A 12,815-nucleotide genomic window follows, 5' to 3' on the forward strand; every position below is an offset into this window, starting at 1 on the left:
CGCCAACTCAGCTATATCAGGCAGCGTCATCTCGCAGCGCGAGAGTATGCCGACCATGGTGCCAGCCGGCGCCATTGCAGCATTATCAGAGGAGAACAGAATGAGCCAGCAGTTTAACGTAGCGGTATTGGGTGCCAGCGGCGCCGTGGGTCAGGCGATGATCGAGATCCTGGAAGAGCGCGAATTTCCGGTAGCGACCCTCTATCCGCTGGCTTCCAGCCGCAGTGCCGGTGATACCGTGCGTTTTGGCGGCAAGAACCTCGAGATCCTCGATGTGGAGGAGTTTGACTGGAGCCAGGTGCAGATCGCACTCTTCTCCGCCGGTGCCGAGGCATCTGCCAAGTGGGCACCGATTGCTGCCGAGCACGGCTGCATCGTTATCGACAATACCTCCTGCTTCCGCTATGACGAAGATATCCCGCTGGTGATCCCGGAAGTGAACCCGGATGCGCTGGCCGATTTTCGCAATCGCAACATCATCGCCAACCCCAATTGCTCCACTATCCAGATGTTGGTGGCCTTGAAGCCGCTGCATGACGAAGTGGGCATTGCCCGTATCAATGTTGCCACCTATCAATCCGTGTCCGGCTCGGGCAAAGAGGGGATCAGCGAGCTGGCGGGACAGACCGCTCATCTGCTCAACGGTCGTCCGGTAGAACCGACCCTCTATCCGCAGCAGATCGCCTTTAACCTGATCCCGCAGATCGACAACTTCACCGACAACGGCTACACCCGTGAAGAGATGAAGATGGTGTGGGAGACCCAGAAGATCCTCGGCGATGCCAGCATTGCCGTGAATCCGACTTGCGTGCGGGTGCCGGTCTTCTACGGCCACGCCGAGGCGGTACATGTCGAACTGCACCAGCCGCTCGATGCCGAACAGGTCAAGGACCTGCTGCGCAATGCACCGGGCGTGACCCTGTTTGATGACGAAGGGGACTATCCGACCCCGGTGCGTGATGCCACCGGCAAGGATGAGGTGCTGGTCGGTCGGGTGCGCCAGGATATTTCTCATCCGAGTGGTATCAATATGTGGATCGTGGCCGATAACGTTCGTAAGGGCGCGGCAACCAACAGTGTACAGATTGCCGAGCTGCTGGTTCGCGACTATCTGTAAGGCTGGAGAGATGTCACAGATGCGCAGCAGGGAGTGCTGCGCATCCGGCCTGTGATCAAACCGGGGTGTGACCCATGCCGCACTCCGTTACATCAAGATTCTGTTGCGATATCAACTGATTAAGTTTTTTCCTACACTCAGAGTCAAGTCGGGTGCTAAATGTGTCGGACTACTGGCTTGCGACGCGAGCCTGATTTATATTGAACCGACTGTTTTGGGGTAACTATCCAGATTTTTCAATGTGATAGGGCCGTCATACGAAGGAACGAATATGGGACATTCCCGCATAACATTGGCAACGCTTTTCGCATTGGGTCTGCTGGGCAACGTCCAGGCTGAAGATTCGGCGCGGGAGCCTTTTTTTGTCGAGCTAAAAGGCCCTGACGAGCCCGTACCTCCCGCCGTCAATACCCAACCGCTGGCGCAGCCGGTCGCCAGACCCGTTGCGCAACCGGTACGTGCAACCGCCCAGCCTGTGGTTCGTCAGGTCACGGCCAATGCCGGTAGTTATGGCCCTGTTCGTCCAACCGATACCCTCTGGAGTCTGGCGAGCAAATACCGCCCCTCCAGTAATGTCAGCGTCTACCAGACCATGGTAGCGATCTACGAGAAAAACCCCCGCAGTTTTGCCGATGGCAACATCAACCACATTCTGGTGGGATCCCGCATTTTGCTGCCGACCGTGGCCGAAGCGAGCGTCATCACCGACGCTCAGGCGCGAGCCAGATTCCGCAGTGACAACGCCAGCTGGAAGGGGCTGAGTCCCAAGTATCTCGCCGAGAAGCAGGCCCATGGTGCCAAACCGGCGGCCAAGCCCGTGAAGGTTGAGACTGCCAAAGCCGAACCGGTGAAAACCGCGCCAGCTCCGTTGCCTGCGGCAAAAGCGGCCCCCATTCCTGCTCCTGTTGTAGCACCGCAACCGTCTGCTGAAACCAAAGATGTTGTCAAGGCGAGCGAGCCCGCGTCAAAAGAGGCGGTGGCCCCAGTCCCGGCGACGAGCGCCGCAGCAAACACCACACCGGCGCCTCTGCCTTCCGATCTTGAAAAACCGGTGGGCAAACCGGCCACCGAGATGGCGCTGGCACTGGAAGATGCCAACGCCCAGCTCGGTCAGGTGACCGAGATGAACCACAGGCTCAAACTGCGCCTGCAATCCCTGACCGAAGAGGTCGAGACCCTCAAGGCCCAGTTGCAGGATCAGACAGCACTGCAAAAAGAGCTAGCCGAGTTGAAGGCCAGACCTGTCCCCCCCGTGGTGGCAGAGCCTGAACCCAAGCAGCACTGGCTGATGGAGCTACTCTCCTCGCCGCTCAATCTCGCCATGATCATCTTGTTGCCGGTGCTGCTGGTATTGGCGCTGGTGACCCTGTGGCTGCGGGCTCGGGCTCGTCGCGAGCTGGAGGAGCAGGAGAAGAGCCTCTCCGAGTCCACCGCCATGATGATGGATCAGGAGCAGAGCGAGTTCGATGATCTGCTAAGCGTCGATTTGACTGATAACGAGCCGGTGCGCCCGATGCCGGATCTCAACACTCCTGATGGTTTTATGCCGGTCGAGCCCGATGCGTCAGCTAAAAAGCCGGATGTTGACTTGGTCTTCAGCGACGATGGCGAGATAGATCTGCAAGGTTTCGAGCCGGAGCGAATGGCTGCCCAGCCAACCAGCAGTGACCCTGATCTGGTTCCGGATCTCGATCTCTCGCTGGATGAGCCTGTCGCGTTGGCCAATGAACCCGACATGGATCTGGCCAGCGAGTTCAACCCCAAGTCCAGGGGGGCTGATGAGCTCATGAGTGAAGAGGAGCTGCAGGCAGCCCTGTTTGCTGAGCTTGATGCGGATCTTTCGGCTGATCTGGAACCGGAGTTGAGTGCAAGCAGCAAGAGTTCGGCTGCTGATGATCTGGCCAGTTTTGATCTGGGTGATTTTGAACACGAGGTGGATGAACCGGCTGCGGGCGAGGGCAACAATGCCATCGACTTGAGCGTGGATGGTTCGGCTGATGATATGTTGGCCGAGTTGGGGCTTGAGTCAACCAAAGGCAAGGAGACCGAGCTGGATCTGGAGTGGGATCCCAATGAACTGGCGCTCTCCGATTTTGAGGATGCCTTCACCGAAGTGGAGTCTCATCCGGCAGATGTGCAGCCGCGTGAGCAAGCGCAGGAGAGCGGCTACGTCGAGATCGACAAGCTGCTGGCCGATGCCGATGCCAGCACCACTGAGCAGGAGCCTTATCAGGGCTTCTCGCTGGATGTGGGGCTCGATGGCTTCCCCGAGGTGCTGCCGGAATCCACCGGGTTTGACGTGGATGCCGACGACGGTGGTGTGGGAGCCAAGCTGGATCTGGCCCGCGCCTACCTCGAGATTGATGACAAGGACAGCGCCCGCGAATTGCTGCAAGAGGCGGCAGCGCAGGGAACTGATCATCAGCGTGCCGAGGCTGAGAAACTGCTCAAACGGCTGGGGTGAGTCACCTTCCATAACGAGATAAGCATGACGAGGGCAGCCAGTGGGCTGCCCTCTTCTTTATGGTGATGTTTGATGGGGTTGAGGCCAGGCATGCCAGCCAATTGTGCGCTTTATGGGACTTTTCTAGCTGAGCGCGTATAATCCGCCCCGTTTCTTTCACTGCGTTTCACAACAAGACAAGTTTATCCATGCGAATTGCCCTAGGTATTGAATATGACGGCAGCCGGTATTTCGGCTGGCAGCGTCAGCGTGAAGTGATCAGCGTACAGGAGGAGTTGGAGAAGGCCATCAGCCGGATCGCCAACCACCCTGTTTCCATCCAGTGTGCCGGACGCACCGATGCCGGTGTCCATGCGACCGGCCAGGTGATCCACTTCGATACCGAGGCGAACCGTGCCGAAGGTGCCTGGACCCTGGGGCTCAACTCCAACCTGCCGCCTGATATCGCCGTGCGCTGGGTCAAGGAGGTGGACGACACGTTCCACGCCCGCTTCAGTGCCACCGCTCGTCGCTACCGCTATGTCATCTACAACCACAACTTCCGTCCGGCGATCCTGGGCAGTGGCGTCAGTCATTATCACGAGACCATTGATGCCGAGTTGATGCACCAGGCGGGCCAGAGCCTGATCGGGGAGCATGACTTCAGCACTTTTCGCGCCGTCGCTTGCCAATCCAATACCCCGTGGCGCAATGTGACCCATCTGTGCGTCAGTCGTCAGGGGCCCTACATCGTGCTCGATATTCGTGCCAATGCCTTCCTGCACCACATGGTGCGCAATATCACCGGGTCCCTGCTGCTGGTGGGGCAGGGGCTCAAACCGGTGGAGTGGATTGCCGAGGTGCTGGCGGCCAAGGATCGCAATCTGGCCGGGCCGACCGCCAAGGCTGGTGGCCTCTATCTGGTCGACGTGGATTACCCGGCCGAGTTTGCTCTGCCGCAGTTGCCGCTCGGCCCGCTGTGGCTGCCGGACTCGGCACCGGGTACGACCAGTTTTTAGTAACTGCGCCCGAAAAATTGTGGTTTAATGACCCGTCATTTGTTGCCATCGAGCTATTAAGTCATTGAACAATCTAGGCTCGATGCGTTTTGTCAGGCACAAAAGCATTAAGGAATTCCATGAGCTGGCTTGAGAAGATTCTTCCCAAGAGCAAGATCACTGCACCCCGTCGTCACAACATTCCGGAAGGGGTGTGGACCAAGTGCAGTGCTTGTGAACAGGTGCTCTACCGGGCAGAGTTGGAGCGCAACCTCGAAGTGTGCCCCAAGTGTGATCATCATATGCGCATCAGCGCTCGCGCCCGTCTCGAGAGTTTCCTCGACGAGCAGGGTCGTACCGAGATCGGTGCCGAGCTGGAGCCGCAGGATGTACTGAAATTCAAGGATTCCAAGCGCTACAAGGATCGTTTGTCTGCCGCCCAGAAAGCGACAGGAGAAAAAGATGCGCTGGTGGTAATGAAAGGGACCCTCAAAGGAGTGCCGGTTGTCGCCTGTTCCTTTGAGTTCTCCTTTATCGGTGGCTCCATGTCCTCCGTGGTCGGTGCCCGCTTCGTGCGCGCCGTCGAGGAGTGCATCAAGGAGGGCCGCGGTCTGGTCTGTTTCTCCACTTCTGGTGGTGCCCGCATGCAGGAAGCCCTCTTCTCCCTGATGCAGATGGCCAAGACCAGTGCGGCGCTGGACCGACTCTCCAAGGCTGGCCTGCCCTTTATCTCTGTACTGACCGACCCCACCATGGGGGGGGTCTCCGCAAGTCTGGCGATGCTGGGTGACATCAACGTGGGCGAGCCCAAGGCGCTCATCGGTTTTGCCGGCCCTCGGGTTATCGAGCAGACCGTACGCGAGAAACTGCCGGAAGGCTTCCAGCGTTCCGAGTTTCTGCTGGAGAAGGGTGCCATCGACCTGATTATCGATCGTCGCGACATGCGTAACCGTCTGGCCAGCCTGCTCGCCAAAATGCTGAATACTCACGTCATCGAAGAGTGAAGATGAGTTCAAACATGCAACAATCCCAAAGCCGGTCGCTTGTCGACTGGCTTTCTTATTTGGAGCAGATCCATCCGGTCAATATCGACATGGGACTGGATCGGGTCGGTGCCGTTGCCCGCCGCATGGAGCTTACCCAACTGCCGTTCAAGGTGGTCACGGTGGCGGGCACCAACGGCAAGGGCTCCAGCTGTGCCATGGCGGCCAGCATTCTGATGGCCGCAGGCTATAAGGTCGGCGTTTACTCCTCGCCCCATCTGCTGCACTTTACCGAGCGAGTGCGGGTCAACGGGCAGGAGCTGCCCGACAGCGACCACTGCGCCGCCTTTGCCGAGGTGGAAGCGGCTCGCGGCGAAATTGCCCTTACCTTCTTCGAGTTCGCGACGCTGGCTGGGCTGTGGTTGTTCCGCCGCGCCGCGCCCGATGTGCTGCTGCTGGAGGTGGGGTTGGGTGGCCGGCTCGATGCCACCAATGTGGTGGAGTCCGATGTGGCGATGATCACCTCCATTGCCCTCGATCACTGCGACTGGCTGGGTGATACCCGTGAAGCCGTGGCGGTGGAGAAGGCTGGGGTCTATCGCGCCGGCAAACCCGCCATCAGCGGTGAGCCCAATCCACCTGCGACTATCGCGAGCGAAGCACAGCGTCTTGGTGCCAACCTGCGTCAGGTCGGTATCGATTTTCGTGGCGATGAGCGCGAGAGCGGTTGGGATTATCTGGGCCTCAACCAGTGGCGGGATCTGCCCAAACCGGCGCTGCCGCTGATGAATGCAGTGACTGTGCTGGCGGCGCTGGAATCGCTCGGCTTGCCGCTGCCGGAGTCTGCCATTCGTGACGGGCTGGCCAATGCCCGGCTGGCTGGCCGGATGCAGCAGCTGCAAAGCGCGCCGCTGGTGATCGTCGATGTGGCCCACAATCCCCATTCGGCAGCTTATCTGGCAGCGCAATTGCGCAAAATGCCCTGCTCGGGTGTGCGCCGCGCCGTGGTCGGCATGCTCAAAGACAAGGACATGGCGGGATCCCTTGCCGAACTCGATGGCCTGATTGGCGAGTGGTATCTAGCCAGTCTCACCGGCCCGCGCGCCGCCACCGCAACGCAGCTGGCTGCCGCGCTGGGGGGGGGGAAGGAGCCTGCCAGGGAGTTTGATGATGTCAGCGCCGCTTATCAGGCAGCGTTGGCCGCATCGAGTCCGGACGATATGGTCATTGTGTTTGGTTCGTTTTACACTGTCGCCGACATTCTGGCGGGTGTCGCCGTCTAGGCCACACCCCGGATCCCCAGCCCTCGGGCGGGGAGCCAAATCGCATATTGAGTTACGTAAAGGTAGGATTCAACTTGGCCTCGAAGTTTCAAAACCGTCTGGTGGGCACCGTCATCCTGGTGGCCCTGGTTGTTATTTTCCTGCCGGACTTGCTGGATGGTCACAAGCTGGCGCAAAAGGAGGAGGCTTTTGCCAAGATCCCGCTGCGCCCCGAGCTGGAGCCTGCCAAGCCTGCGCTGCAGGTCTCGGCAGCCAGCACCTTGCCGGCCGATCATCTGGCCAGCCAGCAACAGGCCTCTGCGGCCCAGCAGTGGCAAGTGGAAGAGGTGGCGGACCCCATGACCCTCGCCGGTCAGGGCAGCGGCGCACAGCCGGCTACAACCCCTGCGGCACCGGTACAGTCGCAACCGAATGCCCAACCCAAGCCACAGCCCAAGCCGGAAGTGGTGGCCAAAAAACCGGTCGAACCGCCCAAGCCAGCACCCAAGCCGACACCAGCCAAACCGGTTGAAGTGGCCAAGGCTCCTACGCCAGCCAAACCGCAGGCTGGTCAGATCAAGTCCCTCGACGATCTGATTGAAAGCAAGATGAATCAGCCGACCACACCTGCACCCGCTGCCGCGCCAGCGCAGGGTAGCTGGATCCTCCAGCTTGGCGCCTTCAAGAACGTCGACAGCGTCAATGCGCTGGTGAGCAAGCTGCGTGCAGCGGGCTACTCTGCCCACACCTCGCCGCGCACACCGGTGCAGGGGCAGCTCAACCGGGTCTTTATCGGGCCGGATGTCTCCAAGGCCAAACTGCAGGGGATGCAGGGACGGATCTCTCAGATGACCGGCCTCAGTGGCTCGGTGGTCTCCTACAACCCGTAACGGCGTTGCCGCGGGCTAGACCCTCTGCCATCAACACCGCGCCCCGTGCGCGGTGTTTTTTTTATCTGGCTGTCGTGATTTTTAAGGTCGGCGTCGTACAGGACACCACCCGGTTGGGATTTGCTGGCAGTTGGGGTAGTCTGGGGCCTTCTGCTACTCACAGGAGTTCAAGATGATCCTCTCGACAACCCCCACGCTGGAAGGCAAAACCATTCGTGAATACCGCGGTATCGTGGTTGGCGAAGCCATTCTCGGCGCCAACATTTTCAAGGATCTCTTTGCCGGGATCCGCGACATCATCGGCGGCCGCTCCGGCGCCTATGAAAAAGAGCTGGCTCGCGCCCGCGACATCGCCTTCGATGAGCTGAAAGAGCGTGCCGCCGCCCTTGGTGCCAATGCGGTGGTCGGTATCGATATCGACTACGAGGTGGTGGGGCAAAATGGCAGCATGCTGATGGTCAGCATCAGTGGCACCGCCGTGCTGGTGTGATGCGCCAAGCAAGGGTTGCCGACAACTGCCGTCGCAGGCAGGGTCACGGATAAAGTGCCGGCTGCCCAAGGGCCGACAACCCGGTTGTCTGCCCTTCTCGTTTATTGATCAATTTCTGCCGTTGCCATACCAGTCGAGCTGGTCGGCCAGAGTGACCACCGAGCCGATGATGATGAGACTCGGGCTCTTCACCTGACGGGCCAGTTCGGCCAACTGCTGCAGCTCGCCGCGCACCACTTGCTGACTGAGCTGGGTGCCTTGCTCCACCAGCGCCACCGGGGTGTGACCGGGCATGCCGTGGGTTTGCAGCGCATCCTGAATGCGGGCGGCATGGGCCAGCCCCATGTAGAACACCAGGGTCTGGCGGGGGGCCGCCAGCGCCGACCACTCCTGGGCGATATTGCCCTCCTTGTCGTGGCCGGTGATGAACTGCACCCGCTGGGCGTGATCGCGGTGGGTGAGGGGAATGCCGCTGTAGGCGGCGCAGCCCGATGCGGCGGTGATGCCCGGTACCACCGAGAAGGGGATGCCCGCCTCGGCCAGGGTTTCCAGCTCCTCGCCACCCCGGCCAAAGATAAAGGGATCGCCCCCCTTGAGCCGCACCACCTGTTTGCCCAGCTGCGCTTGTTCCAGCAACAGCTGGTTGATCGCCTGCTGGGGTACGCAGTGGCGTCCTGCCTCCTTGCCAACAAAGATCCGCTCGGCATCCCGGCGAACAAGCGCCAACACCTCCTGCGACACCAGCCGGTCATAGACCACCACATCCGCCTGCTGCAGCTGCTGCAGACCGCTCAGGGTAAGCAGGCCCGCATCGCCGGGGCCTGCGCCCACCAGGGTTACGCTTCCCTTGCTCTGCGGTTGCTCATCGAGTAGCTCGGCGACGTTCTGCTCGGCGGCCTGTTGTTGGCCGCGGGCCAGCTGGCATGCCAGTCGCTCATGGCTAAAGAGCCGCTCCCAGAAGCGGCGGCGGGCCAGCTTGTCCGGAATGAGTTTGACCTGCTCGCGCAGCTTGCCCGCCAGCGCCGCGAGTTGGCCGAGGTGTTGCGGCAGCATGGCTTCAAGTTTTTCCCGCAGCTGGCGGCTTAGAACCGGCGCCGCGCCTGCGCTGGAGATGGCCACCATCAGCGGCGAGCGGTCGATGATGGCGGGCATGATGGCGCTGCAGTGGGCCGGAGAGTCCACCACGTTGCAGAAGATTTGGCGCCGATTCGCTTCGTTGAAAACCTGCTGGTTGACCTCGGGCTGGTTGGTGGCGGCGATCACCAGCCACTTGCCATCGAGCAGCTCGGGGTGAAAGTCGGCGGCGCAGACGGTCAGCACTCCCTGCTCGGCCCAGCTCATCAGCTGGGGTTCCAGATGGGGGGCATTGATGGTCACCCGGGCTTTGGCATCGAGCAGCAGGCGCGCCTTGCGTACAGCGACTTCGCCACCGCCGACGATAAGCACCGGCTTGTGTTGCAGCTGACAGAAGAGAGGGAGAAAGTCCATAACAGGCTCCGGATGCTGGCCCGCTCGCAATGCCGCGCCGGGCGAGATAGCAGGGCACGCCGTGACGTACCCCTGATGGTCGGGGGAAAGATCCCCCGACGGGAATAAAAAAGGGGAAGGGTGATCTACGCCCGGGCCAACGACAGATCCCCACCGGTGTCGGCCACTTGATCACGCTTCCCCAAACGAGGTTTTTCCTATTGCACCGCTTTGACATGCATGTTGGCGACGTACTGATCTTCGGCCCAGAAGATGCGGTCAGCGACCATGGCTTCCGGGTTGAGGGTGACGCCGCGCAGCACCCGCTCCTTGAACTTGTGATAACCGGCCCGGTCGATAAGGTGACCCATGTGCAGGTAGATGGGCTTGCCATCCAGCATCTCGGCCTCGAACTCGAACAGGTTCTTGATCACCGCATGCAGCACCTCTTCGGTGACCCAGTTGAGGAACAGCTTGCCGGTACGGGGGGTCTTCTTGCTGGTGCGCCCCCCCAGCTTGACCATGTAGAGCTGCTTGGGATCCCGCTGCCAGGCCAGGGTCGGGCAGGCCAGCACACACTCGCCACAGCCGATACACTTGCTCTCCTCCTTCACCGCCTTGCCATGCTTGATGGCGAGGCAATCCACCGCGTGGTGGCTGCATGCCTTGACGCAGGCGCCGCAGCCGATGCAGCGCTCGGCATTGAAGTGGATCTTGGCGATGCCGAGGATGCCGAAGTCGGCCATGTTGGCCTTGGCGCAGTCGTTGGGGCAGCCGGCGATCACCATCTTGAGGTGATAGGGGTTGGGGTAGAGGTGTTTCTCCATCCGCTGAGCCAGCCCGGTGCAGTCGATATTGCCCTTCTGGCAGATGGTGTTGCCCTGACAGGCGACGATATTGCGCCCGCCGATGGTCTGGTAACCGGCTGTTGTGTCCTCTACCTCGATGCCGCAGGTCTCCACCTCGATCTCCTTGATAAAGGGTTCGAGGGCGGCGTTGACCTTGTCCATGTCCTGATATTTGATGCCGGGCATCGCCAGCTTCTGGCGGGTGGTGAGGTGGATCAGGCCGTTGCCGTACTGTTCGGCGATCTGCTGGGCCACCGCCAGCAGGTGGGCGGGCATGATCCCGCCGGGAATGCGTACGCTGATCATCGCTTCGCCGCGCACCTTGGAGAGGCGGTATTCGTTCTTGGCGCGGGCCTTGATGATGTCGATATCGAGACTCATGGTGTTCTCCCTCAGTCGATCAGATGCTGGGCCTGGTCAAAACGAAAGACCGGTCCATCTACGCAGATATAGGTGTCGCCCATCCGGCAGTGGCCGCATTTGCCCACGGCGCAGGCCATGCGGCGTTCGTAGTCGACCCAGATTCGATCCTTGGGGATACCCCGCTCGAGGAAGGCGAGCACCACGAAGCGGATCATGATGGGGGGGCCGACCACGATCACCTGGATATCCTCCTTGTCAGCGAGATCCAGCTGGTCGATGTAGTCGGTGACCCGGCCAATGCGAAACTGCTCGCTCTCCTTGCCCTCGTCCAGGGTGACGATAAGGTTCTGCTGCTCGGCCCAGAGCGGCATCTCGTGGCGATAGAGCACCGCCTGCTCGTTCTTGAAGCCGAGGATCATGTCGAGGGATTTCACCTCTTCCGGATGTTTGCTGAAGCGGCGCAGCAGCCCCTTGACCGGCGCTACGCCGGTGCCGCCCGCCACCACGATGAGGTGCTGGTTGCGATAGGTCTCCAGCGGATAGCCGTTGCCGTGGACGCCGCGCATCCACACCTTGTCGCCCACATCGAGGGCAAACAGCGCATCGGTTACCTTGCCGACCTTGCGGATCAACAGATCCACATAGCCATCGCCATAGTCGGAGGCCGAGATGGGCGCTTCGCCCACGGTGGGCAGGGAGATCTCCACAAACTGGCCGTAGTGGACATCAAAGTCGCGTGATACTCGAAAGTTCCACTCAAGTTCGGTGTGGCGCTCGATGGCCAGAATGGTGTAGGCCTTGGGCAGCAGGCGGTTTTCGACCACGTCCTGCTGCGGTTCTGCTGTTGCGGTTTGCTGGCACTGGCACATATCAGTTCGCCCCCTGCGCGTTGTCGGCTGCGATGGTCTGTTCGACCACATCGGTCATCTTGTTGATGATGTTGCTAAAGGAGATGTAGTGAGGGCAGCGATCGTCGCAGCGGCCGCAGCCGACGCACATGTGCTCCTCTCCCTGACGGGCCTTGTAGTCGTTGACCTTGTGCAGGGCGCGATAACGCAGGCGCTCGCCATGTTTGGCGCGAAAACCGTGGCCACCGGCCATGTCGCTAAAGCCATCCACCATACAGCTGGCCCACTGGCGACGGCGCTCGCCCTGCTTGGGGTTCTCGGCATAAGTGAGGTCGTGCACGCTGTAGCAGCTGCAGGTCGGGCAGGAGGTGGTACAGCGGCCGCAGCCGATGCAGCGGCTGTCGTACTCGGCCCAGACCGGATGGGCGGTGAGGATCTGGCGGATCCGCTGGGGGTCGTCACAGACGCTGTCCGGGGTGCGTACCTTGACCGGGTTGCTCTGGACAAATTCCGGGGTGAAGTCATCGGATTCACCCAGCTCGGCAAAGTAGCCGAGCAGCTCGGGATCCTTTACCTCGATACGGGCACCCTCATCGCTCAGACGAATGGCGGCGGCGTAGTCCTGGGTCTCGTTGCTGCCCATGGAGACGCAGAAGCAGTTCTCGAAGCTCTCGCGGCACTCCAGCAGCACCAGCTTGAGCTTGCTGCGCAGTCTGGCGTAGTAGACGTCGCTGTTCTGGCCATTTTTCAGGTAGACCTGATCCAGCCTGCGCAGAGCGTGGATATCGCAGCTGCGCAAGAACAGCAGGGTGGGCTTGGCCTCCACCTTTGATTCGCGCAGCTCCAGATTGTCGAAGTGGAACAGGGTCTGGGTGATGGGGAGCACCACTTCTTTCGGGGAGAAGTGGGACTTCTCCTGCCACACCAGATCGGCCGGATGGCGGATGCTGTGGTAGGTGACGTTGTCGGTGTCGGAGAAGCGGCCGCCTCGATATTCGGCCGCGGGCGCCATGATCCGGTAATCGGGCAGCAGCCGCTCGAACAGCTGCGCCAGCGCGGGATGGGTGAGAAGAAACGACATAAATAAACACCTTGTATGAGGGTGA

At 60.7% G+C, this 12,815-nt stretch carries 11 protein-coding genes; 7 read left to right on the plus strand and 4 right to left on the minus strand.

Features of this window, described 5'->3' with window-relative positions:
• The first annotated feature begins 100 nt into the window (after positions 1–100).
• The 7 genes from G5171_RS00660 to G5171_RS00690 all read left to right on the plus strand — a co-directional run bounded on the left by G5171_RS00660 (position 101) and on the right by G5171_RS00690 (position 8,183).
• The gene (locus G5171_RS00660; RefSeq protein ID WP_216978584.1) at positions 101–1,117 is read left to right on the plus strand and encodes an aspartate-semialdehyde dehydrogenase; all 1,017 of its coding nucleotides are present in this window, start codon (positions 101–103) and stop codon (positions 1,115–1,117) included.
• A 271-nt stretch (positions 1,118–1,388) separates the two neighbouring features.
• Positions 1,389–3,581 (plus strand): FimV/HubP family polar landmark protein, encoded by a 2,193-nt coding sequence (locus G5171_RS00665; protein ID WP_421259661.1) that lies wholly within the window; start codon positions 1,389–1,391, stop codon positions 3,579–3,581.
• Between the two features lie 188 nt (positions 3,582–3,769).
• Positions 3,770–4,579, plus strand: coding sequence for a tRNA pseudouridine(38-40) synthase TruA (gene truA, locus G5171_RS00670; protein WP_421211352.1), 810 nt, complete (start codon positions 3,770–3,772; stop codon positions 4,577–4,579).
• 119 nt (positions 4,580–4,698) lie between these two features.
• Complete coding sequence (gene accD / locus G5171_RS00675) at positions 4,699–5,562, plus strand: acetyl-CoA carboxylase, carboxyltransferase subunit beta (RefSeq protein ID WP_005344944.1); 864 nt, start codon at positions 4,699–4,701, stop codon at positions 5,560–5,562.
• 2 nt (positions 5,563–5,564) lie between these two features.
• Complete coding sequence (gene folC, locus G5171_RS00680) at positions 5,565–6,824, plus strand: bifunctional tetrahydrofolate synthase/dihydrofolate synthase (RefSeq protein ID WP_421259662.1); 1,260 nt, start codon at positions 5,565–5,567, stop codon at positions 6,822–6,824.
• A gap of 74 nt (positions 6,825–6,898) precedes the next feature.
• On the plus strand, positions 6,899–7,693 hold the full coding sequence (dedD, locus tag G5171_RS00685) for a cell division protein DedD (RefSeq protein ID WP_337072093.1): 795 nt from the start codon (positions 6,899–6,901) through the stop codon (positions 7,691–7,693).
• Between the two features lie 172 nt (positions 7,694–7,865).
• Entirely contained in the window at positions 7,866–8,183 is a 318-nt protein-coding gene (locus G5171_RS00690) for a heavy metal-binding domain-containing protein (RefSeq protein WP_216953896.1), read from the plus strand.
• A gap of 108 nt (positions 8,184–8,291) precedes the next feature.
• On the opposite strand, the gene cysG is transcribed toward G5171_RS00690, so the two are convergent.
• The 4 genes from cysG to asrA all read right to left on the minus strand — a co-directional run bounded on the left by cysG (position 8,292) and on the right by asrA (position 12,790).
• Entirely contained in the window at positions 8,292–9,671 is a 1,380-nt protein-coding gene (gene cysG / locus G5171_RS00695; RefSeq protein ID WP_421259663.1) for a siroheme synthase CysG, read from the minus strand.
• Positions 9,672–9,868: 197 nt separating this feature from the next.
• A complete protein-coding gene (gene asrC, locus G5171_RS00700; protein WP_040066440.1) occupies positions 9,869–10,879 on the minus strand; it encodes a sulfite reductase subunit C in 1,011 nt (336 codons plus the stop codon).
• 11 nt (positions 10,880–10,890) lie between these two features.
• Positions 10,891–11,730, minus strand: a complete 840-nt coding sequence (asrB, locus tag G5171_RS00705) for an anaerobic sulfite reductase subunit AsrB (protein ID WP_216978590.1) — start codon at positions 11,728–11,730, stop codon at positions 10,891–10,893.
• 1 nt (position 11,731) lies between these two features.
• Positions 11,732–12,790 (minus strand): anaerobic sulfite reductase subunit AsrA, encoded by a 1,059-nt coding sequence (gene asrA / locus G5171_RS00710; RefSeq protein ID WP_043819574.1) that lies wholly within the window; start codon positions 12,788–12,790, stop codon positions 11,732–11,734.
• Between the last annotated feature and the right edge of the window lie 25 nt (positions 12,791–12,815).

Source organism: Aeromonas sp. 600774 (assembly GCF_049175075.1).
In the GTDB taxonomy this organism is placed as follows: Bacteria; Pseudomonadota; Gammaproteobacteria; order Enterobacterales; family Aeromonadaceae; genus Aeromonas; species Aeromonas veronii_A.

What these genes read in the sequence shown, in the direction of transcription:
- G5171_RS00660 (WP_216978584.1), top strand. Translation starts at nt 101, where the DNA reads ATGAGCCAGCAGTTTAACGTAGCGGTATTGGGTGCCAGCGGCGCCGTG.
- G5171_RS00665 (WP_421259661.1), top strand. Translation starts at nt 1,389, where the DNA reads ATGGGACATTCCCGCATAACATTGGCAACGCTTTTCGCATTGGGTCTG.
- truA (WP_421211352.1), top strand. Translation starts at nt 3,770, where the DNA reads ATGCGAATTGCCCTAGGTATTGAATATGACGGCAGCCGGTATTTCGGC.
- accD (WP_005344944.1), top strand. Translation starts at nt 4,699, where the DNA reads ATGAGCTGGCTTGAGAAGATTCTTCCCAAGAGCAAGATCACTGCACCC.
- folC (WP_421259662.1), top strand. Translation starts at nt 5,565, where the DNA reads ATGAGTTCAAACATGCAACAATCCCAAAGCCGGTCGCTTGTCGACTGG.
- G5171_RS00690 (WP_216953896.1), top strand. Translation starts at nt 7,866, where the DNA reads ATGATCCTCTCGACAACCCCCACGCTGGAAGGCAAAACCATTCGTGAA.
- cysG (WP_421259663.1), bottom strand. Translation starts at nt 9,671, where the DNA reads ATGGACTTTCTCCCTCTCTTCTGTCAGCTGCAACACAAGCCGGTGCTT.
- asrC (WP_040066440.1), bottom strand. Translation starts at nt 10,879, where the DNA reads ATGAGTCTCGATATCGACATCATCAAGGCCCGCGCCAAGAACGAATAC.
- asrB (WP_216978590.1), bottom strand. Translation starts at nt 11,730, where the DNA reads ATGTGCCAGTGCCAGCAAACCGCAACAGCAGAACCGCAGCAGGACGTG.
- asrA (WP_043819574.1), bottom strand. Translation starts at nt 12,790, where the DNA reads ATGTCGTTTCTTCTCACCCATCCCGCGCTGGCGCAGCTGTTCGAGCGG.